This window comes from Aeromicrobium sp. 9AM, from assembly GCF_902506105.1.
Taxonomy (GTDB): Bacteria; Actinomycetota; Actinomycetes; order Propionibacteriales; family Nocardioidaceae; genus Aeromicrobium.
The window spans coordinates 1,787,717-1,811,550 of the sequence record NZ_LR733304.1; the positions used below are offsets into that span (position 1 = coordinate 1,787,717).

The 23,834-nt window shown below is 69.0% G+C and carries 20 protein-coding genes; 8 read left to right on the forward strand and 12 right to left on the reverse strand.

Annotated features, from left to right (window positions below):
- Nucleotides 1-30: 30 nt before the first annotated feature.
- From BOSE46_RS15185 to leuS, 6 genes are all read right to left on the reverse strand, one after another.
- Nucleotides 31-1,200, reverse strand: a complete 1,170-nt coding sequence (locus tag BOSE46_RS15185; protein WP_159541036.1) for a heparan-alpha-glucosaminide N-acetyltransferase domain-containing protein — start codon at nucleotides 1,198-1,200, stop codon at nucleotides 31-33.
- Entirely contained in the window at nucleotides 1,200-2,174 is a 975-nt protein-coding gene (holA, locus tag BOSE46_RS15190; protein ID WP_159541037.1) for a DNA polymerase III subunit delta, read from the reverse strand. The genes BOSE46_RS15185 and holA overlap by 1 nt, the downstream gene beginning before the upstream one ends.
- Before the next feature lie 9 nt (nucleotides 2,175-2,183).
- On the reverse strand, nucleotides 2,184-4,418 hold the full coding sequence (locus BOSE46_RS15195) for a ComEC/Rec2 family competence protein (protein WP_159541038.1): 2,235 nt from the start codon (nucleotides 4,416-4,418) through the stop codon (nucleotides 2,184-2,186).
- Nucleotides 4,418-5,146, reverse strand: coding sequence for a helix-hairpin-helix domain-containing protein (locus BOSE46_RS15200; protein WP_159541039.1), 729 nt, complete (start codon nucleotides 5,144-5,146; stop codon nucleotides 4,418-4,420). Before BOSE46_RS15200 ends, BOSE46_RS15195 begins: the two co-directional genes overlap by 1 nt.
- A 204-nt stretch (nucleotides 5,147-5,350) precedes the next feature.
- Nucleotides 5,351-6,196, reverse strand: coding sequence for a DegV family protein (locus BOSE46_RS15205; RefSeq protein ID WP_236551764.1), 846 nt, complete (start codon nucleotides 6,194-6,196; stop codon nucleotides 5,351-5,353).
- Between the two features lie 65 nt (nucleotides 6,197-6,261).
- Nucleotides 6,262-9,099 (reverse strand): leucine--tRNA ligase, encoded by a 2,838-nt coding sequence (leuS, locus tag BOSE46_RS15210; protein ID WP_159541041.1) that lies wholly within the window; start codon nucleotides 9,097-9,099, stop codon nucleotides 6,262-6,264.
- A 189-nt stretch (nucleotides 9,100-9,288) separates the two neighbouring features.
- On the opposite strand from leuS, the gene BOSE46_RS15215 reads away from it, so the two are divergent.
- Nucleotides 9,289-9,585, forward strand: a complete 297-nt coding sequence (locus BOSE46_RS15215; protein WP_159541042.1) for a GIY-YIG nuclease family protein — start codon at nucleotides 9,289-9,291, stop codon at nucleotides 9,583-9,585.
- 77 nt (nucleotides 9,586-9,662) lie between these two features.
- On the opposite strand, the gene BOSE46_RS15220 is transcribed toward BOSE46_RS15215, so the two are convergent.
- The 3 genes from BOSE46_RS15220 to BOSE46_RS15230 all read right to left on the reverse strand — a co-directional run bounded on the left by BOSE46_RS15220 (nucleotide 9,663) and on the right by BOSE46_RS15230 (nucleotide 12,208).
- Nucleotides 9,663-9,923: a hypothetical protein gene (locus tag BOSE46_RS15220; RefSeq protein WP_159541043.1), complete on the reverse strand. Its 261-nt coding sequence runs from the start codon at nucleotides 9,921-9,923 to the stop codon at nucleotides 9,663-9,665.
- Nucleotides 9,924-9,933: 10 nt separating this feature from the next.
- Nucleotides 9,934-11,622 carry a sodium:solute symporter family protein gene (locus BOSE46_RS15225; protein ID WP_371415524.1) on the reverse strand — a complete coding sequence of 563 codons (1,689 nt, stop codon included), beginning with the start codon at nucleotides 11,620-11,622 and terminating at the stop codon, nucleotides 9,934-9,936.
- Between the two features lie 64 nt (nucleotides 11,623-11,686).
- Entirely contained in the window at nucleotides 11,687-12,208 is a 522-nt protein-coding gene (locus BOSE46_RS15230) for a MarR family winged helix-turn-helix transcriptional regulator (RefSeq protein ID WP_159541044.1), read from the reverse strand.
- A gap of 39 nt (nucleotides 12,209-12,247) precedes the next feature.
- On the opposite strand from BOSE46_RS15230, the gene BOSE46_RS15235 reads away from it, so the two are divergent.
- Nucleotides 12,248-13,228, forward strand: coding sequence for an EamA family transporter (locus tag BOSE46_RS15235; protein WP_159541045.1), 981 nt, complete (start codon nucleotides 12,248-12,250; stop codon nucleotides 13,226-13,228).
- Here BOSE46_RS15235 and BOSE46_RS15240 read toward each other — a convergent pair.
- Both BOSE46_RS15240 and BOSE46_RS15245 read right to left on the reverse strand, forming a co-directional pair.
- A complete protein-coding gene (locus BOSE46_RS15240) occupies nucleotides 13,135-13,806 on the reverse strand; it encodes a TrkA family potassium uptake protein (RefSeq protein ID WP_159541046.1) in 672 nt (223 codons plus the stop codon). The genes BOSE46_RS15235 and BOSE46_RS15240 overlap by 94 nt on opposite strands.
- On the reverse strand, nucleotides 13,799-15,154 hold the full coding sequence (locus tag BOSE46_RS15245) for a TrkH family potassium uptake protein (protein ID WP_236551766.1): 1,356 nt from the start codon (nucleotides 15,152-15,154) through the stop codon (nucleotides 13,799-13,801). Before BOSE46_RS15245 ends, BOSE46_RS15240 begins: the two co-directional genes overlap by 8 nt.
- A gap of 53 nt (nucleotides 15,155-15,207) precedes the next feature.
- Here BOSE46_RS15245 and BOSE46_RS15250 point away from each other — a divergent pair, with 53 nt between their 5' ends.
- Nucleotides 15,208-17,028 (forward strand): CDP-glycerol glycerophosphotransferase family protein, encoded by a 1,821-nt coding sequence (locus BOSE46_RS15250; RefSeq protein WP_159541047.1) that lies wholly within the window; start codon nucleotides 15,208-15,210, stop codon nucleotides 17,026-17,028.
- 3 nt (nucleotides 17,029-17,031) lie between these two features.
- Here the strand turns inward: BOSE46_RS15250 and pip are convergent, their stop codons facing one another.
- The gene (pip, locus tag BOSE46_RS15255; protein ID WP_159541048.1) at nucleotides 17,032-17,994 is read right to left on the reverse strand and encodes a prolyl aminopeptidase; all 963 of its coding nucleotides are present in this window, start codon (nucleotides 17,992-17,994) and stop codon (nucleotides 17,032-17,034) included.
- A gap of 90 nt (nucleotides 17,995-18,084) precedes the next feature.
- Here pip and BOSE46_RS15260 point away from each other — a divergent pair, with 90 nt between their 5' ends.
- From BOSE46_RS15260 to BOSE46_RS15280, 5 genes are read left to right on the forward strand one after another with little or no spacing between them, the layout of a single operon-like run.
- A complete protein-coding gene (locus BOSE46_RS15260) occupies nucleotides 18,085-19,059 on the forward strand; it encodes a glycosyltransferase family 2 protein (protein ID WP_201299646.1) in 975 nt (324 codons plus the stop codon).
- Complete coding sequence (glf, locus tag BOSE46_RS15265) at nucleotides 19,049-20,227, forward strand: UDP-galactopyranose mutase (protein ID WP_159541050.1); 1,179 nt, start codon at nucleotides 19,049-19,051, stop codon at nucleotides 20,225-20,227. The genes BOSE46_RS15260 and glf overlap by 11 nt, the downstream gene beginning before the upstream one ends.
- On the forward strand, nucleotides 20,217-21,428 hold the full coding sequence (locus BOSE46_RS15270; protein ID WP_159541051.1) for a CDP-glycerol glycerophosphotransferase family protein: 1,212 nt from the start codon (nucleotides 20,217-20,219) through the stop codon (nucleotides 21,426-21,428). Before glf ends, BOSE46_RS15270 begins: the two co-directional genes overlap by 11 nt.
- 3 nt (nucleotides 21,429-21,431) lie before the next feature.
- The gene (locus tag BOSE46_RS15275) at nucleotides 21,432-22,898 is read left to right on the forward strand and encodes a hypothetical protein (protein ID WP_159541052.1); all 1,467 of its coding nucleotides are present in this window, start codon (nucleotides 21,432-21,434) and stop codon (nucleotides 22,896-22,898) included.
- The gene (locus BOSE46_RS15280; RefSeq protein WP_159541053.1) at nucleotides 22,895-23,833 is read left to right on the forward strand and encodes a phosphatase PAP2 family protein; all 939 of its coding nucleotides are present in this window, start codon (nucleotides 22,895-22,897) and stop codon (nucleotides 23,831-23,833) included. The genes BOSE46_RS15275 and BOSE46_RS15280 overlap by 4 nt, the downstream gene beginning before the upstream one ends.
- Nucleotide 23,834 lies beyond the last annotated feature (1 nt).

Below are 23,834 nucleotides of genomic sequence, written 5' to 3' on the forward strand. Positions count from 1 at the left end.
GAACTGAGCCGCCCCTCGGGGCGGCTTTTTTCATGCCCGGGTGCGCCGCCGGCCCCACACCGAGAGCCGGCGAACGACCCATTCCAGCGGGCCCTTGCCGATGAACCGCTGCCACAGCGCCGCCGCCAGGAACAGCACGACGACCTGGATGAGCCAGTCGCGGTAGCTGCCCCTCGAGAAGCCCTCGGGATGATCCTCGAGGAGGTCGACGCGCAGGCGCCAGGCCCAGAGCACGTGGATCGTGTAGAGCGTCAGGGTCATCGCACCCGCCGCCCGGATCGGCGTGAGCAGCAGTCGAGCCCACGGCACCCTGACGACGAGGGCACACAGACCGATGACCAGGATCGCCGAGCCGATCGAGCCAAGGACGTTGAGCGGTGTCGAGGTGTGCTCGCCGACCTGCAGGAGGTCGTTCCAGTGCGCTGAGTCGTAAGGCCAGTAGCTCTGGGCGAACAGCTGACGCCAGCCCAGCTCATAGCGATCGTCCACAGCGCCGGTGCTGATGAGCAGCCAGCCGACCGCAAGGGTGCCCGCCACGAGCGCGGCACCGGCGCCCACGAGCCAGCACGCCACAGCGGAACGGCGCAGGTCGAGGCGTCCGACCGCGAGGCCGACCAGCACGTACGCGAACCAGACGGCAGCCGGATAGGCGCCCCACACGAGGATCTCCATGACCAGGTAAAGCGGGTGCTTGAGGTCCGTCAGCTCGGCCTGGCCCGTCTCGACACGTGAGTGCTCGACCTTGGCCCACATCAGGAGGACCGGCGCCACGACGGCCCATGCGCCGGCCACGACCAGCAGGGCTCGCGTCGACAATCGCCGGAACGGCAGCGCGACCACGATCAGCAGGCCGTAGTAGGCCAGGATGATGAGCACCGGCATGTCGTGCAGGGATCCCAGGCCCAAGCCGAGCGCGATCAGCAGGACCGCTCTGATCAGCGTCGCCCGTGTCGAGCCGGCGCCGCGCGGCTCCCGGTCGTGCACGAGCATGAGCGCCGTGCCGGCGAGCATCGCGAACAGCGGTGCAGCCCGGCCCCCGGCGACCATGTGACCCACTGGCGGGTCACGGTCGACCCAGTAGGCCGCGAGGTGCACCAGCATCATCCCGAGCAGCGCGATGCCGCGCGCCAGGTCGATCGCGTCGACCCGTCCCGTGCGCGTGGTCGCCGGCTCCGGCCGCGCGCCCACCTCGGTCGTCATCAGTGGCGGCGGCGAGCCGCGGCAACCTGGAGAACCATGCGTTCGATCGCGTACGCCGGATCGGCCGAGCCACCCTTGACGTCGAGATCGGCCTGCGCGACGGCGCCGAGCGCGTGCGCGAGCCCGTCGGTCTCCCACGACCGCAGCTGCTGCCGCATCGACCGGATCTTGAACGGCGGAGCGCCGATGTGCGCCGCCAGGTCGTTGTCGCGCATGCCGTCAGGTGCGCTGGCGAGCTTGGCCAGCGATCGCAGCCCGCTCGCGAACGCACTCGTGATGAGCACCGGCGCGACCTTGGCGGTCTCGGCCCAGCGTGCCGCCTCGAGCGCGACGTTGATGCGCCCGTCGATCGCGGCGTCGGCGATCTCGTAGCCGCGCACGTCCGCGCGGCCGCCGAAGTACTGGCGTACGAGCGAGGCGCTGATCTCGGCGCCCTTCTCGAGGTTGGACACGAGCTGATCGGCCGCGCCGCCCAGGGCCCGGAGATCCTGCCCGACGGCCGCGACGAGCAGCGTCGCCGCCTCCTCGTCGATGCGCGCGCCGAGGTCACGGATCTCGGTGTAGACCCAGCGGGCGTAGTCGCGTTCGTACTTGGGCTGCTCGAGCTTGACCTCGCTGACCGTGCTCATCTTGCGCAGCTTGTCGAGCAGGCCCTTGGCCTTGGTGCCGCCGCCATGGACCAGCACCACGGCAATGTCAGGCGACGTCTCGGCCGCGTAGGCCAGCAGCTCGGCCTGTGCCACGTCGGGGAGGTCCTGCAGCTCGGTCAGCACGAGGGCACTGACATCGCTGAACAGCGACGGGCTGGTCAGGCCGGCCAACTCACCGGGTTGCAGACCCGCGGCGCTCGCCTCGGCGACCTGGCACTCGGGATGCTCGGCCGTCACGGCCTTGACGGCACGGGCACGCGTGCGATCGGCAAGGAACTCGGCATTGCCGGTGATGAGCAGGATCTTGCCGAATGCCGTGGCCACGGACCAAGACTAGTGCCGGGTGACGACGAGAAGTCGCCCGTCGCGCACGACGATCGCGATGTCGCCGTCGGTGTCGGTGCGCCACCAGCGCATGCCTTCCTTGCGAAGCAGTCCGAGGGCTGCGGCGGCGGGATGTCCGTAGTCGTTGTCCTCCCCCGCGCTGATCGTGGCGAGCCGTGCACCGACGGCCTCGAAGAACTCCTTGGACTGCCTGGCGCTGCCGTGGTGCGGCATCTTGAGCACGTCGGCGGTCAGGTCGGGACTGTCGCGCAGGATCGCCTCCTGCGCTTCGGGCTCGATGTCGCCCGACAGCATCAGGCGTACGCCCCGGACCTGCGCGCGCAGCACCAGGCTGGCGTTGTTGGCGGTCGAGCCGTCACTGCCCACCCGCATCGGCCCCGGGGTCGAGGGCCACAACACCTGCGCCGTGACATCGCCGACGGTGAACGACTCCCCCGGTGTGGCCACGTGCTGCGGTACGCCTGCACCCCGCGGCCCTCCGGTCGGCCCGACCGCGATCTGGTCGACCCGCCGGCCGCCGAGCACGCCGGGCCAGCCGTCGATGTGGTCGGCGTGGGCGTGCGTGAACATCATGAGGCGTACGCGATGGACGTCGAGCCGGTCGAGACAGCGATCGACAGCCGTCGGGTCCGGCCCGGCGTCGACGACCACTGCGGAGCCACCGCCGGCGTTCAGCGCCGTGGCGTCGCCCTGGCCGACGTCGCACGCCACCATGACCCAGCCGGCCGGTGGCCATCCCGTCTCGGGCGGTCGCCAGACCGCGATGAGCAGACCCGTCGACAGGCCGATGAACAGGACCGGTCGCGACGAGATCGCGAGGATCGTGACGGTGACCAGCGGGACGACGACGAGCAGCCACTGCCATGGTGACCGCCACTCCAGCGACGCCGCGTCGAGCGCGGCCGCACGATGGCCGACCGTCAGGATCCAGCTGGCGCACGCGCCCGCGACGATTCCGGCAACGTGGCTCAGCGGGACCGAGACGAGGGCCACGAGGCCTCCGAGCAGTCCGGCGACGGTGGCAGGCGCGACCGCCGGTGCCGCCAGCAGGTTCGCGACGACCGCAACCAGCGAGATCTGGCCCGATATCGCTGCGATCGCGGGCGTACATACCAGCTGTGCGGCGATGGGCACGGCGATCGCCAATGCACACCACCGCGGCATCCAGCGCTCGAGGCGACGGGCGAACGGCGGCGCCAGCAACAGAATTCCGGCCGTCGCGGTCGCCGAGAGGATGAAACCGGCCGAGCGCGACAGCCATGGGTCCAGGAACAGCAGACCCACGACGGCCCACGCCAACGCGCGTACGCCGCCGCGCACGCCGAAGCCCAGCGCCGCGACCCCGACGGCGCCCATCGCGGCGGCCCGGATGACGCTGGGATCCGGTCGGGCGAGCAGCACGAACGCGACGATCGACACCGCGCCGAGCAACCACAGGCCCCGGCGCCGGATGCCGGCGGCCCGCCCCACCGCCATCACGACGGCGAGGACGATCGTCAGGTTGGTGCCTGAGACCGCCATGAGGTGGGTCAGCCCACTGCGTCGGAAGTCCTCCTCGACCTTGTCGCTGACCCGTCCGTCATCACCATCGACCAGAGCTGGGACCAGGGCCTGGGGCTCGTCGCTGACGGGTGACACCGACTGGCGTACGCCCTCGCGCACGCGCTCCGATGCCTCCCACCACCAGGTCGCGCGGTCCGCGGGGCCCCTGCGGACCACGTCGATCACCGCAGCCTCGTCCGATGCGTCCGACGGAGCGAGCCGGCCGACGGCCGTGAACCGGCGCCCGACGACGAGGTCATCGGCGTCGCCGTCGATGAATGCGGTGGCGTGGTCGCGCGTCGTGATGTCGACGTGGCGGCTGACGGCTCGCCGTACGAGCACCTCGACCACGACCGATTCGTGACCGTGATGCGTGAACGTGCGGGCGTCGCGGCGCACCTCGAGGTCGAGGGTCGCGAGCCTCTGGTCGTTGGCCAGGCTCGTGAGCGGTGAGTGCTCGATCGAGCTGAGGCGCCAGGCGCACGAGGTGGCAATTGCCGCGAGGCAGACGGCGCCGAGCAGCCACGGCATCCCCCGCCGTGGACGCCACCTGGCCAGGACGCCGGCGCCGATGACTGCCGCGACTGCGACGACGACCGAGACGTACGAGCTCGCCGTGACGAGCCACGCCGCCGCGCCCCAGGCAAGGAGCGCCGACGGCACCATGCGGAGGTCGTGCATCAGACCGAGACGTGATCGCGGAGCTCAGCGAGCGTCGCGTCGCCGATGCCCTTGACGTCGAGCAGGTCCTCGACGGAGCCGAATCGGCCGTTCTCCTCCCTCCAGTCGAGAATCGCCTGCGCCGTGACCGGACCGACTCCCGGCAGCGTGTCGAGCTGCTCGGCGGTCGCGGTGTTGAGGTTGACCTTGCCCCCGGCAGCATCCGGAGCCACTGCCGCCGCACCCGCGGGCGCCGAGACCGGTTCGATGCCGACGACGATCTGCTCGCCGTCGGTGAGGACACGCGCCATGTTGAGCGCGGCGGTGTCGACTCGCCCCTTGAGGCCCCCGGCCGCCTCGATCGCCTGGTAGACCCGCGACCCCTTGGGCACCGTGACGATGCCGGGCTTGCGCACCTTGCCGACGACGTCGATGATCAGCTCGGCCTGCGGCTGCTTGGACGGTCCTGCGGACGCCGTCGACTCGCCGAAGGCCAGGGGTGCCGCGGGTTCGCTGGTCTCGGGCCGGCCGGACAGCAGCCACCAGACCAGGAGCACCGAGGCAGCGACCGCGATCGTCGCGAGGACCTTGGCATGCGGGAGCACCACGGTGCGACGTACTGGAGCGCGCTCGGGCTCGTCGGCCGGCGGCAGCTCGGCGTCGAACGAGGCCGCGAGCTGCGCCAGCCGGCGCCGGGCGATCTCGGCGCGGGTCTCGTCTGTCGGAGGAGAAGGGCGCCGGGGCTTCACGTCTCGACGTTAGGCAGGGCGGCTCGCCTTTCGAGTGCCGTCGAAGAGCGGCTGTGGACGGCGGCGAACGTCGTACGCCCAGTGGAAAACCTCGCGTCGCGTCGTGGGCGGTGAGTTAGGGCCCACGTGGGCCGGCGCCTTGGGCCCTAAGTCACCGCTCCGAGGGGGGCGTGGGCGCTAAGTCACCGCTCGACGGTCGACGGGTCAGCGGGGGGTGACGGTCACGGAGATCATGCCGGGGCCGACGTGGGCGCCGATCGACGCGCCGACCTCGTCGACGCCGATCGCGTCGATCCCCAGCGCCGCCGCGAGGCGCTCGGCGACGGCCGTTGCCACGGGCAGGCTCGCGAGGTGTTGGACGCCGATGTCGAAGCCGTTGTCGCAGGAGCCGGCCTTCTCCACGGCCAACGCCTCGAGGCGGCCGAGCGCCTTGGCCTGCGTGCGTACGCGTTCGAGCGGCACGACGAGACCGTCGGTGATCGTGAGGATGGGCTTGACCGCGAGCGCGGAGCCGATCAAGGCCGCTGCGGCGCCGACGCGGCCGCCCCGCTTGAGGTACTCGAGGGTGTCGACGTAGAGCAGGACCGTCGAGGACTCACCGGCGCGACGAGCCGCGTCAGCCACGCCGATCGCATCCTCGCCGGCGTCGCGTGCGGCGGCCGCGCGGCCGGCCGCGAACCCGGTCCCGATGCCCACCTGCGTCGAGTCGATGCAGGTCACGGGCACCGAGGCCTGCTTCGAGGCCAGGATCGCCGAGTCGAGCGTGCCGGACATCTTGGCGCTGAGGTGCACCGAGACGATCGCCTCGGCACCCTCGGCAGCGAGCCGCTCGTAGACCGCCAGGAAGTCGTCCGGCGTGGGTCGAGACGTGCTGACCGGCACGAAGGACGCGAGCGCCTCGGCGATCATGTCGGCCGTGACGTCGACGCCTTCGGTGTAGGTCTCGGCGCCGATGATGACCTGCAGCGGCACGACCGAGATCTCCTCGCGCTCGGCGTCGGCGCGCGACAGCGACGACGTCGAGTCCGTGACGACTGCGATGCGACTCATGATCGGCATGGTACTTGCCTCGCCCCGCAACCACGGGGCGAGTGAGCGGAGCGAGCGCAGGCGCTTCAGACGACGATGCTCACGAGCTTGGGTGCCCGCACGATGACCTTGCGGATCTCGCGGCCGTCGATCGACCGTACGACGTTGGGCTCGGCCAGCGCGAGCGCGGTGAGCTCCTCGTCCGAGATGTCGGGGCTGACCTCGATCTTGCCGCGCACCTTGCCCAGCACCTGCACGACGCAGGTCACCGAGGCCGAGGTGAGGTGTGCCGGGTCGGCGACCGGGAACGGCTCGTGCGTCAGCGACTCGGCGTGTCCGAGCCGCGACCACAGCTCCTCACCGAGGTGCGGCGCGAGCGGCGCGAGCATCAGCACGAGCGGCTCGACGGCGGCCCGGCTGCGTACGCCGGCCTTGGTCAGGTGGTTCGTCAGCTCGATCAGCTTGGCGACAGCGGTGTTGAAGCGCATGTCATGCATGTCGCCGCGGACGCCGTCGATCGTGACGTTGAGGACGTGCAGCGTCGCTGCGTCCAGCTCGGAGTTGTCCGCGAGCAGCTCGCCCGTCTCCTCGTCGACGAGCAGCCGCCAGACGCGCTGCAGGAATCGCTGAGCGCCGACGACCGCACGGGTCTCCCACGGACGGGACACGTCGAGCGGGCCCATCGACATCTCGTAGACCCGGAACGTGTCGGCGCCGTACGCGTCGTACATCTCATCTGGCGTCACGACGTTCTTGAGGCTCTTGCCCATCTTTCCGTACTCGCGGTTGACCTGGGCGCCGTTGAACCAGTATGTCGGGTGGCCCGCGTCGTCGAGCTTCTCCTCGACCTGGTCGGCCGGGACGTACGAGCCCCGGTCGTCGGTGTAGGCGTACGCCTGGATGTAGCCCTGGTTGAACAGCTTGCGGAACGGCTCCTCGCTGGAGACGTGGCCGAGGTCGAACAGCACCTTGTGCCAGAATCGGGCATACAGCAGGTGCAGCACGGCGTGCTCGACGCCGCCGACGTAGAGGTCGACGCCACCGGTGTCGCCGGCCTCACGAGGACCGAGCCAGTAGCGCTCGTTCTCCGGATCCGTGATCCGGTCCGGGTTGTGCGGGTCGGTGTAGCGCAGCTCGTACCACGACGACCCGGCCCAGTTGGGCATCGTGTTGGTCTCGCGGCGGTACATCTTGGGCCCGTCGCCGAGATCGAGCTCGACGTTGACCCACTCCGGCACGCGGGCCAGTGGCGGCTCGGGGTTGCTGCCCGCGTCCTCCGGCTCGTACGTCTTGGGCGAGTAGTCCGGCACCTCCGGCAGCTCGACCGGCAGCATCGAGTCCGGCAGCGCGATCGGCTGGTCGGCCTCGTCGTAGACGATCGGGAACGGCTCGCCCCAGTAGCGCTGACGGCTGAACAGCCAGTCGCGCAACCGATACGTCGTGGTGCCCTCGCCGGCGCCGTGCAGCTGCAACCACGAGATGACCGCGGCCTTGGCCTCGTCGATCTCCATGCCGTCGAGGCTGAGCTCGTCGTTGGCCGAGTTGATGACCTTGCCCTGACCGGTCCAGGCGCCGCCGTCGAACCCTTCGGGCGCCTGCACCGTGTGGATGATCGGCAGCCCGTACGTCTCGGCGAACTCGTGGTCGCGCTCGTCGCCGCCGGGCACCGCCATGATCGCGCCGGTGCCGTACCCCGTGAGCACGTAGTCGGCGATGAACACCGGGATCTCGGCACCGTTGACCGGGTTGACCGCGTAGGCGCCGGTGAAGACGCCGGTCTTCTCCTTGTTCTCCTGGCGCTCCAGGTCGGTCTTGGCCGCGGCCATGGCCCGGTATGCCGCGACGGCCTCCGTCGGCGTCTCCGCGCTGTTGGTCCACGGCCGCGGCGTGTCGTCGGGCCAAGCCTCGGCGGTGAGCTGGTCGACGAGGTCGTGCTCGGGCGCCAGGACCATGTAGGTCGCGCCGAAGATCGTGTCCGGCCGCGTCGTGAACACGTCGATCGGGGTTGCGAGCCCGTCGACCGGGAAGCTGATCCGTGCGCCGTGCGAGCGGCCGATCCAGTTGCGCTGCATGTTCTTGACCGACTCCGGCCAGTCCATGCGGTCCAGGTCGTCGATCAGGCGATCGGAGTAGGCAGTGATGCGCATCTTCCACTGCCTGAGGTTGCGGGTGAAGACCGGGAAGTTGCCGCGCTCGCTGCGTCCTTCGGCGGTGACCTCTTCGTTGGCGAGCACCGTGCCGAGGCCCGGGCACCAGTTGACCGGCGATTCGTCGACGTACGCCAGGCGGACCGAGTCGATCAGCACGCTGCGCTCGATGGGCGTGAGGTCACCCCACGCCGTACCGTCCGGCGCCGTGCGGGCGCCCGACTCGTACTCGGCACGCAGCTCGCTGATCGGGCGCGCCCTGCCCTGCTCCTCGTCGTACCAGGACTCGAAGATCTGCACGAAGATCCACTGCGTCCACCGCATGAAGTCGGGGTCGATCGTCGCGAAGCTGCGGCGCGGGTCGTGCGCCAGGCCGAGGCGGCGCAGCTGGCGGCGCATGTTGGCGATGTTGGACTCGGTGTTGGTGCGCGGGTGCTCGCCGGTCTGCACGGCGTGGATCTCAGCCGGCAGCCCGAATGCGTCGTAGCCCAGGGCGTGCAGCACGTTGTCGCCACGCATACGGCGGTAGCGGCCGACGACATCCGTCGCGATGTAGCCCAGCGGGTGACCGACGTGGAGGCCCGCGCCCGAGGGGTACGGGAACATGTCCATGATGAAGTACTTGTCGCCCGCGACGTCACCGGCGAGGTCGCCGACGGGGTTGGGCGCCTCGAACGTGCCGTCAGCCGCCCAGCGGTCCTGCCACCGCTGCTCGATCTCGCCCGCGAGAGCGCTCGTGTAGCGGTGGGGAGCCGGGGTCAGGTCAGGCGTGGTCACCGCCCGAATGTTACCGGTGACGCGTCCACCGAAACCGACCGCGCCCCTTGAGCTTGTCGAAAGGAACCCGACCACTCGCCCCTTGAGCTTGTCGAAAGGAACCCGACCACTCGCTCCTTGAGCTTGTCGAAAGGAACCCTGTGGAAATCCCGGGTGACGACAGGTCCGCAACGGACTTTCCTGAGCCTCATGGCCCACGTCTACATCCTCGAGTGCTCCGACGGTTCCTACTACGTCGGCAGCACCCGCAACCTGGAGTCTCGACTCTGGCAGCACCAGCAGGGTCTGGGAGGCGCGTACACCAGCGCAAGACTTCCGGTGAAGCTCGTGTACGCATGTGAGTTCGCCAGCGTCGTCGACGCGTGGGGCGTCGAACGCAAGCTCCATGGCTGGTCCCGCGCGAAGCGTGAGGCCCTCATTCGCGGCGACTACGCCGCGCTACCGAACCTCGCGCGGAATCACCAGGATCGTTCGCCCGGAGCCTGACCATCGCTCGTTGAGCTAGTCGAAGCGAGTCCTTTCGACAAGCTCAAGGACCCAGTTGGAGCGTCCCTTCGACAAGCTCAAGGAGCGTCGGTCGACTCTGCGTCGTCGGGGACGATGACGGGGCGGAGCCTTGCCCACGCCATGAATGCGACGCCGACGACGAGCATCCCGAGGCCCGCCCACAGGTTGATGTTGAGCCCGTCGCCCTTGGCGAGCTCCTTGTCGCTCGCGTTGAACACTCCGAGGAACGTGAGGATCACGCCGTAGAGCCCGATCAGCCCGCCGATGATGAATCGGATGTCGAACAACCCGACCGTACGTTTGCCGTTGGCAGCCATGAGGTGCTCCTTACCAGAAGATCACGTTGAGGATGATGACCAGCACGAGGGCGACGCCGGCGAGCTTGGGTGGCGACTGCCACCACGGGAGGTGCACCTCGTCGGGATCGACGAGGGACTCCTTGGGCGTCAGCGAGTAGACCAGGCCCTTGAGGTCCTCCTCGGCCTTGGGCCGCGTGAAGCTCGTGACCACGACGCTCACGATGATGTCGACGACGAACGCCGCGCCGGCGGCCACGAAGCTCGCGCCCTGACCGCTGACTCCCAGGACTCCCCAGCTCGCCGAGCCGAAGGTGTCCTCGCTGAGGAAGGCGACCAGCACTGCGGCGACCGTGCCCGACACGAGGCCGGTCCAGCCTGCGGTAGCGGTCATGCGCTTCCAGAACATGCCGAGGATGAACGTCGCGAACAACGGGGCGTTGAAGAAGCCGAAAAGGGTCTGCAGATAGTCCATCAGGTTGGAGTAGTTGGACGCGATGCCCGCCGTGCCGATCGCGATGAGCGTCGCCGCGACCGTCGCGATGCGTCCGACCCGCGTGTAGTAGGTATCCTCCTCGTCCTTCTTGACGTACTGCTGCCACAGGTCGTAGGAGAACACGGTGTTGAACGCCGAGATGTTGGCGGCCATGCCGGCCATGAACGAGGCGAGCAGCCCCGCGATCGCGATGCCGAGCATGCCGTTGGGCAGCAGGTCCTTCATGAGCAGCAAGATCGCGTCGTTGTACTTCACGTCGCCCTTGCCCGTCTCCTTGAGGTCGGCGAGCTTGGGGATGATGATCGCCGCGATCACGCCCGGGATGATGACGATGAACGGGATGAACATCTTGGGGAACGCGCCGATGATCGGTGCCCGCTTGGCCGCCGAGATCGAGTCGGACGCCATGGCACGCTGCACCTCGACGAAGTTGGTCGTCCAGTAGCCGAACGAGAGCACGAAGCCCAGGCCGAAGATGATGCCGATGACCGAGAGCAGCGGGCTGTCGATGCCCGTCAGGTCCGTGCCGGGCCACGACGAGAGCTGCTCCTGGCCGGGCTGGACCTTGTCCTTGATGCCCTCCCAGCCGCCGACCTTGTGCAACGCGACGATCGTGAGCGGCAGCAGCGCGGCCACGATGACGAAGAACTGCAGGACCTCGTTGTAGATCGCCGCCGACAGGCCGCCCAGAGCCGTGTACGACAGGACGATCGCGGCAGCCGCGACGAGGGAGACCCACAGAGGCCAGCCCAGCAGCCGGTTGACGATCGTGGCGAGCAGGTAGAGGTTGATGCCGGCGATCAACAGCTGCGCCACGGCGAAGCTGATCGCGTTGACCAGGTGGGCCCCGGTGCCGAACCGTTTCCGCATGAACTCCGGGACGCTGCGGACCCCCGAGCCGTAGTAGAACGGCATCATCACGATGCCGAGGAACAGCATCGCCGGGACGGCGCCGACCCAGAAGTAGTGGACCGTCGCCATGCCGAACTCGGCACCGTTGGCCGACATGCCCATGATCTCGACCGCGCCGAGGTTGGCCGAGATGAACGCCAGACCCGTCACCCACGCCGGCAGCGACCGGCCGGACAGGAAGAAGTCGAGGCTCGTCGACACCTGGCGGCGAGCCATCAGGCCGATGCCCACCACGACCATGAAGTAGAGCGCGACGATGATGTAGTCGACCGCGTTGGCGTCGAGCCGAAACGTGCTGTCGGCGGTGTGGATCACGGTTGGTCTCCGTCTCCCGCGGGGCTTCACCCCACCCCCCTGGCGGGACCCTCAGCGCACGTTACCCCCGCTGAACCGGGGCCGCATTCCGACCGGCGAGCGTGTCGATCGACTCTCCGAGCTTGCGCAACAGACCTGCCAGTGTCTCCCGCTCGTCGGCACTCAACCCGGACAGCAGCCGCTCCTCGTTGGCGACGTGATCGACGACGGCCTCGTCCACGATCGTGCGTCCCTTGGCCGTCAGCTTGATGAGCCGGGCGCGCGCGTCGACCTCGCTGACGCGCCGCGTGACGAGCCCGGACCGCTCCAGCCGGTCGACCCGCTTGGTCACGGCGCCGGAGGTCACCATCATCGAGGCGCCGAGGTCGCCGGGCGACAGCTCGAACGGCTCGCCCGAGCGCCGGAGGGTCGCCAGCACGTCGAACTCCCCGTCGCCGAGCCCACGCGAGGTGAAGACCGGGGCCAGGAGCGGGTCGAGGTCGGCCGCGAGCCGCGAGATGCGCCCGATGACGTGCATCGGGCTCGCGTCGATGTCGGGTCGTTCGACTTCCCACTGCGCAACGATCAGGTCCACGATGTCCATGGTTGCATATTATCTTCCTGGGAAGGTATTATGTCTTCCATGGAAACTAACTCGTGGACCTGGCGCACACCCGCTGTCACGGTGGTCGCTCCGGTGGCTTGGGGCAGCACGTACGTCGTCACCGAGAACTTCCTCCCGCCGGACCGGCCCCTGTTCTCCGCCGCGGTCCGCGCGCTGCCGATCGGCCTGGTCATCGTCGCGGCCCGCGGCCAGCTCCCCCGCGGCTCCTGGTGGTGGAAGTCGCTCGTGCTGGGCACCTGCAACATGGGGCTCTTCTTCGCCCTCCTGTTCACCGCGGCGTACCGGCTGCCGGGCGGCCTCGCCTCCACCGTCACCGCGATGTCACCCCTCGCGGTCATGCTCATCGCCGCCGTGCTGATCCGCGAACGCGCCACGATCGCCGGGATCGGCGGCGGCATCGTCGGCGTCGCCGGCGTCGCGCTCCTGGTGCTGCGCTCGGATGCGGCGATCGACCCGATCGGCCTGCTGGCGGCGATCGGCGCGGTGCTGGTCTCCGGGATCGGATTCGTCCTGGTCAAGCGGTGGGAGCGTCCGACAGACCTCATCACCGTCACCGGATGGCAGCTGACGGCCGCCGGCCTCGTGCTCGTGCCGATCGCGCTGCTCGTCGAGGGCCGTCCGCCCCACGTGGACGGCACCAACGTCATGGCGTACGTCTACCTGGGCACGATCGGCACCGGGTTGGCGTACGTGTGCTGGTTCCACGGGCTGAGCCGCATGCCGGCCGGCTCGACCGCGCTCGTCGGACTGGTCAACCCGGTCGTGGGCACGGCTCTGGGTGTCGCCGTGATGCACGAGGCCTTCGGACCCGCCCAGCTCCTCGGCGTCGTGCTCGTGCTCGGCGGAGTGCTCGCCGGCCAGCCCGCCGCCGTCTCAACCCTGCGCAGGCTGGTCCGCGACCGGACTCAGGGCAGGGCGCAGAACGCCTCGACCTTGTGGGTCGGGCCCGACACGATCAACTCGTCGGAGTGCGAGATCGAGGTCTCGGGCCGGGCGTAGGTGAAGTCCTCACCACGGGTCTTCACGCCGACGACCGTGATGCCGTACTTCTGGCGGAGTGCCGACTCGGCGAGGGTCTTGGCGCACGCCACCTGGGGCGTACGTGTCCGGGCGATCGCGAAGCCGTCGTCGAACTCGATGTAGTCGGTCATCGTGCCGGTCACGAGGTGAGCGACGCGCTTGCCCATGTCGGACTCCGGGCGTACGACGTGCGTCGCCCCGACCCGCTCGAGGATCGCGGCGTGCTTGCCGCTGATGGCCTTGGCCCAGATCTCCTTGACCCCGAGATCGGACAGGCTCAGCACCGTGAGGACGCTGGCCTCGATGTCGGTGCCGATGCCGACGACCGCCCGGTGGAACTGCTCGGCACCGATCTGCCGCAGCGCCTCGGTGTCGGTGCTGTCGGCCGAGACGACGTGCGTGAACTCCCCGGCGAACTTCTGGACGATGTCGGGCCGCTCGTCGACCGCCAGCACCTCGTGGCCGAGACGCACGAGCGACTTGGCGACGGACGAGCCGAAGCGCCCCAGGCCGATGACGAGGACGGGGGCGGTCGGGGAGTCTGCGCTCTTAGCCAATGATCGGTTGCTCCTCGGGAAGGCGGTACCTGGGGACGCGCTGTCGGAGGACGAACGCGGACGCAGCCGTAATCGTGCCCACTCTGCCCAAGAACATCAAGACGATCAGCACGATCTGGGCGTCCGCAGGCAGATCTGGGGTGATTCCGGTGCTGAGGCCGACGGTGGCGAACGCCGAGGTGCTCTCGAACAGCGCAGCATCGAACTCGATGTCGGTCATGAGCATGATCAGCAACGTCGTCACCGAGACGAGCATGACCGCGAGGAGCGCGATCGTCAGCGCCGACCGGATGACCGCGGAGCTGATCGACCGGGTGCCGATCGTGACGTGCGGATCGCCCCGGAGCTCGGCCAGGATGACGTACGCGAGCAGCAGGAACGTCGTGATCTTGATGCCGCCGGCGGTGCTCGCGCTGCCACCGCCGATGAACATCATGACGACGCCGATGTTGAGGGTCTCCGGCCGCACCGATCCCCAGTCGAAGCTGTTGAGGCCGCCGGAGCGCGGCATGATCCCGCCCTCGATGCCCGACACGATCTTGTGACCGAGCGGCAACCCGCCGAGCGTGTCGGGATTGCTCCACTCCAGGGCGAGGAACGCGATCGCGCCGACCAGCAGCAGCCCGATCGAGCCCCACACCGTCAACCGCGTGTGGATCGTCCAACGGGCCGGCGTACGCCACTCCTGGAAGAGCTCGGCGAGCACCGGGAAGCCGATCGCGCCGACGAACACCGCGAAGCAGATCGGGATGATGATCAGCCCGTCGCCCGCATAGCTCGTGAGGCTGTCGCGGTTGAGGGAGAAGCCGGCGTTGTTGAACGCCATGACGGAGTCGAACACCCCGTGCCACAGGGCGGTGGGCAGGTCGTCGAAGTAGTGCGCGCGGTAGCGGATGGTCAACACAGCAGCCGTCACCGACTGGAAGAACAACATCGTGACCGCGACGCGGCGAAACAGCGGGCGCACCTCACCGAGGCTCACGACGTGCATGTCGGCCTGGGCGACCAAGCGCGTGCGCAGACCGAGACGACCGCCGATGAACAGGCCCAGCACCGTGGCCAACGCGATGATGCCGAGGCCGCCGATCTCGACGAGCGCCAGCATGATGCCCTGCCCGGCGGGTGACCAGTACGTCCCGGTGTCGACCGTCGCCAGGCCCGTGACCGTGACCGCCGACGCCGACGTGAAGAACGCCGGCATGAAGCCCGCGGAGCCGTCGCCGGACCGCGCGAACGGCAGCAGGAGCAGGATCGTGCCGATCAGGATCAGCGTCAGGAACGTCAGCGGCAACAGGCGCACGGGATGGGCGATCGCGGCAGGGATGCGAAGGCTCCGAGGGCGGGGCACGCGATGACGTTACCGCAGAGAACGCCACAGACCCGCGTGATAATTTCGTCGGCATGGTCTCGCCCGTTCGTGCTGCTCAGGCCGCATTCTCCCGATTGGGCCGGACCGAGGAGCTCCCCGGCTTCCTGCTCTCGGTCGGCTGCCTCTTCCTCGCCCTGCTGTGCGCCGTATTCGGTCTCGAGATCGGCGCCCTGGTGTTCCTGCTCCTGTCGGTGATCGGCGAGCTCCCGTTCGAGGTGCGGTCGTCCCAGTCGTCCGAGCTCCTCGACCAGGCCGAGTTCGGGATCCCGATGCGATTCGTCCTGCGCGTCCTCGCCGGCCTTGTGGTGAGCGACCAGCTCGACGGCGAGAACGCGGTGCGCGCGTTCGCGGCGGTCGCCGTGGCGTACGTCCTGGTGCTCTGCGCCCGGGCCCTGCACCAGGAGTACCGCCGGGTCGGCCCGCTCAAGCCCATGGAGACCCGCAACATCCCGGGCTCGCCGCGCATCCACGACGCTCCCCCACGCCGCGCGCTCGAGGTCGTCGTCACGCAGCTCCTCGTGCTCGCGCCTGTGCTGTTCGGCGCTCCGTGGCTGCAGGTCCTGCTCACCGGCATCGTGGCGATCGCGGTGCTCGCGACCGTCACGATTCCTGACGCCCGCGCCTCGTGGACCCTGCGGCAGCAGAAGCGCGCCACCGGGTTCACCGCACCACTGCGCCAGATCCAGGAGTTCCTCGACGACTACCAGCCCGAGGTCGTCGTGCACCTGAGCGGCCCCGCGGAGGCCGGCTACCAGATCAACACGTGGCTCGAGAGCCTCGAGGCGCTCGATCGCCGGGTGTTCATCGTGCTGCGCGACCACCCGCTGTTCACCCGGCTCGCATCGACCTCGATCCCGACGCTCGAGCTCAAGGATCCCGGCGAGCTGCTGATGCTCGACTTCTCGTCGGCGCGGGTCGCGCTCTACCCGTCCAACACCGGCAACAACATCCACCTGCTGCGGCTGCCGACGCTCATGAGCGCGTTCATCGGGCACGGCGACAGCGACAAGAGCGCCTCCAACAACCCGTTCTCCCGCGCGTACGACGAGCTGTGGGTCGCGGGTGAGGCCGGCGCCGACCGCTACCGCCGGTCCAAGCTCGGGGTGCACGAGGACCAGTACCGCTTCGTCGGCCGGCCGCAGGTGCACGGCATCTCCCGCGAGCCGCGGCTGGGCGACGAGGCCGTCCCGACGGTGCTCTACGCGCCGACCTGGGAGGGCGTCAATCACGAGCAGGAGTACTCCTCGGTGTCGGCCGTCGGCGTGCAGGTGGTCAAGGCGCTGCTGGCCGCCGACCCGCCGGTGCGCGTCGTGTTCAAGGCACACCCCTTCACGGGCCAGCGCGACGCCAAGTACCGCGCGGTCCTGGCCCGCATCGCCGGGCTCCTCGACGACGCGGCCGCGCGTACGGGCGTCGACCACCGGGTCATCAAGGGTGGCTCGATCAACGAGTGGTTCAACCGCGCTTCCGCGCTCATCACCGACATCTCCAGCGTCGTCAGCGACTTCCTCGCCAGCGAGAAGCCGTACGCCGTGTTCAACCACACCGACGACGACGACGCGACGTTCCGGGCCGACTACCCGTCCACGGGTGCGGGCACGACGATCGGGCGTGACGGCCGCGGCATCGCCGAGTTCATCGACGTCGTGACGCAGCAGGCTCCCGACGTGCTTGCCGGCGCCCGCGCACAGCTGGCGACCTACCTGCTCGGGCCGCCGGAGCAGCGCACCCTCGAGTCTTTCGCGGCATCGATCGACGCGTTTGTCGCACGCTCGGAGGCCGAGCGTGCGGACTACCGGGGCCACTCGTACGCCGTCGAGCCCAGCGACTCCGACGACGAAGCCGCCCTCTGAGCCCTACGCGCCGGCGGCGAACCGGTCGGTCGCCTCGATGATCGCGTCGAGGATGCCTGGCTCGGTGAAGGCGTGGCCCGCGTCGGGAATCATCCGGAGCTCGGCCTCCGGCCACGCGCGATGCAGGTCCCAGGCCGTCGTCGCCGGCGTGCACATGTCGTAGCGGCCCTGGATGATCACGCCGGGTATGTCCCGGAGCCCCGGGGCGTCAGCGATGAGCTGGCCGTCGGTGAACCAGCCGTCATTCATGAAGAAGTGGTTCTCGATCCGGGCGAACGCCACCGCGAACGCGTCCTCGGTGAAGTGCGCGACCAGCTCGGGATCGGGCAGCAGCGTGATGGCCGAGGACTCCCACCGGGCCCACGCCCGGGCAGCCGGGACGTGGACGGCCGGATCGGGATCGTGGAGCAGGCGCGCGTACGCCTCGACGAGCCGCCCGCGCTCGCCCTCGGGCACCGGGGCGACGAAGCCCTCCCAGAGGTCTGGGTAGACGTTCGCGGCACCGCCCTCGTAGAACCAGTCGATCTCGCTTCGGCGCAACGTGAAGATGCCGCGCAGCACCAGCTCGGACACATGGTCGGGATGCCTCTGGGCATACGCCAGCGCCAGCGCAGAGCCCCACGAACCGCCACACACCAGCCACCTGTTGATGCCGAGATGAGAGCGCAACGCCTCGATGTCGGCGACGAGGTGCCACGTGGTGTTGGCGCTCAGGTCGGCCCCCGGGGCGCTGGCGTGGGGCACGCTGTTGCCACAGCCGCGCTGGTCGAACAGCACGATGCGGTAGCGCTCCGGGTCGAACACCCGGCGCTGCTCAGGACTCGAGGCGCCGCCCGGGCCGCCGTGCAGGTAGACGGCGGGCTTGCCTTGCGGATTGCCCGAGACCTCGTAGTGGACCCGCTGGCCGTCGCCGACGTCGAGCAGCCCCGACTCGTACGGTTCCAACGGCGGGTACATCTCACGCATGCCGCGGACAGTAGCACCGCCGAGATGTTCGTCACCGGCGGCGCCGGAGCGCATCCGTTGGGGCACCTCGCTCACGGTAGGGTTGACCGGGTGAATTCGGCTCCTGGGAAGATCGCGATCGCGATCGTGACGTTCAATCGATCGACGTTCCTCAAAGAGCTCCTGGCCAGCGCGGCGACGATGGACACGCCGCCGTTCAAGATCGTCGTGGTCGACAACGCCAGCACCGATGACACGCAGGAGGTCCTCGCGGCCGCCGCCAAGGACTTCCCCGCCGATCTCCTCGTCAACCACCGGCTCGACACCAACACCGGCGGCTCGGGCGGCTTCAGCGAAGGCACCAAGGTCGCGCTCGAGCTCGGCGCCGACTGGGTGTGGCTCATGGACGACGACGTCGAGATTCTGCCCGACGCGCTCGAGCAGTTCGCCCCGTGGATGCAGCGGTTCCAGGTCATCCACGGTCGCCGCTACGACTTCGACGGCACCCCGTTCTACTGGCAGGCCAAGTTCAACGAGTTCCTCGGCGTGCCGCTGCCCTACAGCGGCAAGCAGTTCGGCCGCGAGGGCTACGCCGTGACCAACTCCGGCACGTTCGAGGGCATGCTGATCAGCGCCGAGATCGTGCGCAAGATCGGCCTCCCCGACCCGCGCTTCTTCATCTCGTGGGACGACGCTGCCTACGCGTGGCTGGCCGCGCAGCACACCGACGTCGTCTACGTCGACGCGTTCGTGCTCAAGCGCAAGCGCGAGCAGAAGCAGGTCAACCTCGGCATCCGTCATCTCAACGACGGCAGCCCGCTGTTCCGCTTCCACGTGATCCGCAACCGCGCGTACGTCGGCAAGTACTTCGCCGAGTACGGCAAGCTCAACCGGGTCGGCTTCGGCATCGGCACCGCCCTGACGCTGGCCAAGGAGGTGTTCCGCCTCGTGGTCGTCCAGCACACCCTCAAGGGCCTCGGCGACCTCGCGCGGGGATTCCGGGCCAATCGGGCGCTGTGGCGGGACAAGACGTGGCGTCCGATGGATCCTGCGGACGTACCGGCACAATTGACGAATGACCGCTGACCTCCTGATCGTCGGCTCCGGGTTCTTCGGGCTGACGATCGCCGACCGGTGTGCCCGTGAGCTCGGCCTGCAGGTGCAGGTCATCGACCGCAGGGACCACATAGGTGGCAACGCCTACACCGAGGTCGAGCCCGAGACGGGCATCGAGGTGCACCGCTACGGCGCCCACCTGTTCCACACCTCCAACCAGCGGGTCTGGGACTACGTCAACCAGTTCACCGACTTCACGCCCTATCAGCACCGCGTCTACACGACGTACCGCGACGAGGTCTTCTCGATGCCGATCAACCTCGGCACGATCAACCAGTTCAACCGATCCGCCTTCACCCCCGCCGAGGCGCGGGCGTGGGTCGCCGAGCAGGCATCGCAGCTGACCGGTGAGCCGGCCAACTTCGAGGAGAAGGCGATCTCGCTGATCGGGCAGCCGCTCTACGAGGCGTTCATCAAGGGCTACACCGCCAAGCAGTGGCAGACCGATCCGCGCGAGCTCAGCGCCGAGATCATCTCGCGCCTGCCGGTCCGCTACACGTACGACAACCGCTACTTCTCCGACACCTACGAGGGCCTGCCGGTCGACGGCTACACCGCGTGGCTCGAGCGCATGGCTGACCACCCCAACATCACGGTGACGCTCGAGGCCGACTTCTTCGACGAGTCGCAGCCGCACCACAAGGCCGCTACCGTCGGCCAGGTGCCGATCGTCTACACGGGGCCGGTCGACCGCTACTTCGACTTCGCCCACGGCGACCTGTCGTGGCGGACGCTCGACTTCGAGACCGAGGTCCTGCCTATCGGCGACTTCCAGGGCACGACGGTCATGAACTACGCCGACACCGACATCGACTACACCCGCATCCACGAGTTCCGCCACTTCCACCCCGAGCGCAACTACCCGGACGACAAGACCGTCATCATGCGTGAGTTCAGCCGTTTCGCGGAGCACAGCGACGAGCCGTACTACCCGATCAACACGCCGCAGGACCGCGAGCGGCTGCTGGCCTACCGCGAGCTGGCCAAGGGCGAGACCGACGTGTTGTTCGGCGGCCGACTGGGGACCTACCAGTACCTCGACATGCACATGGCGATCGGATCGGCGCTCAGCATGTACGACAACAAGCTCGCGCCGCACTTCAAGGACGGGAAGGCCTTCGCCGATCATGGCCTCTGAGGCGCGCGTCGGCCTGGTCCGCCGCTTCCAGCTGTGGGCGATCGGTCGCCTGCGCCGCTCCCGATTCCTGCCCGTCGGCATGCCCGACAAGCTGACCGACGAGTCGCGGCTCGGCAAGCCGTTCGACCAGCAGGTCATGGTCTACTTCCCGACGCCTCAGGACAGCCTCTACCAGCTGCGACCCTGGTACCACGCGCTGAAGGCGCTCGACGAGGTCCACCCGATCGTGTGCGTCTTCAAGGACTCCCGCACCGCCAAGGTCGTGCGCGACGAGACCGGCTTCGACTGCGTGACGCTCGCGCGCTACGGCCAGCTCGACGAGATCCTGTCGATGTCGGACGTCAAGCTCGCGCTCTACATCAACCACGACCCGGTCAACTTCGAGTCGCTGCGCTTCACCTCCCTCGTGCACGTCTACCTCGGCCACGGCGACAGCGACAAGGGCGTCTCGGTCTCCAACCAGGTCAAGGCGTACGACTGGTGCTTCCTCGCCGGCCAGGCGGCGCTCGACCGTACGGCATCAGCGGTCATGCTCTATGACGCGCCGGCTCGCAGCATCCTGATCGGCCAGCCGCAGCTCGACGGGGCCGCGGCCGTCAGCGGCACGCCATTCCCCGACGGGCGGCGGACCGTGCTCTACGCGCCTACGTGGGAAGCCTCGCAGCCGTCCGTGTCGTACGGCTCGCTGGAGACGCACGGTGAGGCGCTCGTCCGCGCGCTGTCGCCGGCATACCGGGTGATCTACCGGCCGCACCCGCTCAACGGCGTGATCCGCTCGTCGTACGCCGCTGCCGATGCCGTCGTGCGCGGGCTGGCCGACCGCGTCGACACCGACGTCACCCTCGAGCAGTCGTTCGCCGACGCCGACCTGCTCGTCACCGATGTCTCGGCGGTGACGCTCAACTGGCTGCCGACCGGCAAGCCGCTGCTGGTGACGACACCCCTCGTCGCCTATCCCCCGAGCCGGCTGATGCAGCTCGTGCCCCAGCTCGCGGCCACGGACGACTTCGCCGCGATCGTCGGCGAGCAGCTGTCGGCCGATCCGACCAAGGCCGATCGCGACGCCCTGATCGACTACTACCTCGGCGATCCGACTCCGGGCGTGGCGACGGCCCGCTTCATCGCTGCCTGTGAAGACGTCATGGCCATCCGCGACCGTGAGTGGGATGCCGCGAGGGCCCGCGGCGCCAACGGGATCTAAGGCGTGTCGACTCCGGCACGTCGCCGCATCCCGGCATGGGCGGTCATCCCCGCCGCCATCACCGTGCTGATCGCCGTACGCCTCGTGATGTTCCGCACGTACGTCGGGGGCGACGAGGCCGGCTTCCTCATGGTCGGCAACCACTGGCACGACGGCACGTCGCTCTACGGCAGCTACTGGGTCGACCGCCCTCCCCTGCTGCTGTGGCTCAACGACCTCGCCGGCGGCGTGACGCGGCTGCGGTTCCTCGGTCTCGCCGCGTCCGTACTGACCGTGCTCGGCGCCGCCTGGGCCGCGCAGCTCGCTCGCGGCGCAGATGCGGCTCGGTGGGCAGCCGGCGCGGCGGCGATGTTCGGGGTCGCCCAGTGGCTCGGCATCGCCCGGGTCAACGGCGAGATGCTCGCCGCCCCGTTCGTGGCGTGGAGCATCGCCCTCACCCTGTACGCCGTCACGCGCACGCCGTGGCGCGTGCCGGCCGCAATCGGCGCGGGGATGCTGGCGGTCGCCGCGTTGTCGATCAAGCAGAGCGTCATCGAGGCGTTCGTGTTCGCCCTCGCCCTGGCGCTGGCGACGGCCGTGCAACGGCGCGAGTCGCGCGGTGTCGTCGTACGTGTGCTGGCCTGGGGCGCGTTGGGTGCCGCGCTCACGCTCGCAGCGGTGGTGCTGGGCGCCGACGCGCGCGGGACGTCGCCTTCGGACCTGTTCGATGCCGTCATCCGGTTCCGCGCCGAGGCAGGTGAGGTGATCCGGTCGTCTGCCAGCGATGCGACTCCTTTGCGTCTGCTTGTCATGATGGGCACGTGGACTGTCAGCGGGCTGGGTGCGGCCACCGCCCTCACGGTGTGGCAGGGCGTACGCCGCAAGGACCCGTTGCTCCTGGCGACCGCCGCGACGCTGCTGTGCAGCCTCGTCATCGCCCTGTTCGGCGGCAGCTACTGGGCGCACTACCTCATCCAGATGGTTCCCGCCGCGAGCCTGGGCATCGGGCTCATGGCCGGTCGGCTGCCGTCACACCTGATGCGCCGTCTCGCTGTCGCGACGGTGGCGCTGACGATGGTCAACCTGATCTGGTCGGTCGGCTTCCAGCCCGACGACAACGGCCAGCAGCACACCGTCGGGACCTGGTTGCGCGAGGCACGCCAGCCCGGCGACACCGGCGTGGTCGCGTTCGGACAGCCCAATGTGCTCTACGAGGCGCACATGTCGAGCCCCTATCTCTACCTCTGGAGCCTGCCCGTACGCACGAGGGACTCGCACCTGCGCGAGCTGTCCCAGGTCATCACCTCACCGCAACGCCCCACCTGGATCGTCAACTGGTCGGGACTCAACTCATGGGGCATCGAGCCCGGTCGCACGGAGGCATTGCTTCGTGACGGCTATCGCAAGGTGGCAACGATCTGTGGCAGGTCGATCTGGTTGCTGACGACCCAGACACGTACCCTGCCCGAAGTCCCGAAGGTGTGCCCATGACGACCCGTACCGATCAGCCGACCACGACCTCCTGGCGTTGGCGCGGCCCGGCCCTGGCGGTGTACGCGATCGCCCTGGCCGTCTGGATCGTGCTGATCGGCGTGCCCACCGATCCCTATCAGATGTTCGGCTGGCTGTGGCTCGCGACGATCGTCTGGAACATCCAGGCGCCGGTGCGTTCGCACCTGGCGTTCGTGCGCGACTGGTGGCTGATCTTCGCCGGCCTGATCCTCTACCTCTACAGCCGCGGCATGTCCGACAACCTGCTGCCGGTGTCGGTGCACTGGACGTTCCCGATCCGGTTCGACGAGTGGCTCGGGCGCGGCGAGATCCCCACCGCCCGCCTGCAGGACGCCTGGTGTGCCGCACCGTGCACGAGCTCGACCGACCCGCGCTGGTACGACGCGGTGCTCACGACGGTCTACTTCTCGCACTTCGTGACCGGACTGACGATCGCCGTGGTGCTGTGGCTGCGCAACCGCGAGGCATGGATCCCCTGGATGCGCCGCTACCTCGTCATCAACTTCGCAGCTCTGGTCATCTACATCGTCTACCCGATGGCACCCCCATGGCTGGCGTCCAAGGAGGGCTACATTCCCGAGCACATCCCGCGGCTCACCGGTCGCGGGTGGGACGACCTTGGCCTCGGCGGGTTCCACATCCTGCTGGCCAAGGTCGGCAACCCGGTCGCCGCGATGCCGTCGCTGCACGGTGGCCTGGCGATGCTGGTCGCGATCTACGCGATCAGTCGCCTGCGCAGCCCGTGGCGCTGGCTGCTCGTGGCCTATCCCCTCCTGATGGGTGTTGCCCTCGTCTATGCGGGCGAGCACTACGTCATCGACATCCTCGCCGGCTGGCTCCTCGCCGCCGTCGTGATGCTGGGCTGCAGCTGGTGGGAGCGGGCACATCCGCGGCCGGCTCCCGCCGAAACCTGAG